The organism is Lelliottia sp. GFLA7 (assembly GCF_056490165.1).
The window spans coordinates 1-436 of sequence record NZ_JBWLAQ010000087.1 but is presented as its reverse complement, the minus strand read 5'-3'; the positions used below and the strand labels follow the sequence as shown (position 1 = coordinate 436).

Sequence of the window (436 nt, the reverse complement as noted above, 5' to 3'; positions counted from 1 at the left end):
CGACAAGATACCATTTTTCCGGCGGATCGACGGGGGTAATAATCTCGCCAACGCCTTCGGCAAAGGCTGCATGACCGCGAACGAATACCGGCACATCGGCACCCAGCGTCAGCCCGAGCGTTGCCAGCTCATCCTGCGAAAATCCGCAGCCCCATAGATGATTCAGCACGACCAGCACCGTGGCCGCATTTGACGACCCGCCACCCAGACCACCGCCCATAGGCAGACGTTTTTCGACGCCAATATCGGCACCATAATGCTCAGGCAACCGCCCTGAATTTGCCGCCGCTTTTATTAAGAGCCGCGCAGCGCGCACGATCAGGTTGTCTTCGCTGGCGACGCCATCAACCGGCGTCAGCAAATGGATTTCGCCGTCCTGACGCGGTTCAATGGAGATCGTGTCGCCATAATCAACAAACTGAAACAGCGTCTGCAG

1 protein-coding gene is annotated in these 436 nt (G+C 57.8%); it reads right to left on the bottom strand.

Features of this window, described 5'->3' with window-relative positions; translation table 11 throughout:
• Positions 1 to 436: 4-(cytidine 5'-diphospho)-2-C-methyl-D-erythritol kinase (ispE, locus tag AC07RN_RS21285; protein WP_478337265.1), on the bottom strand; the 436-nt coding region annotated here is incomplete at both ends.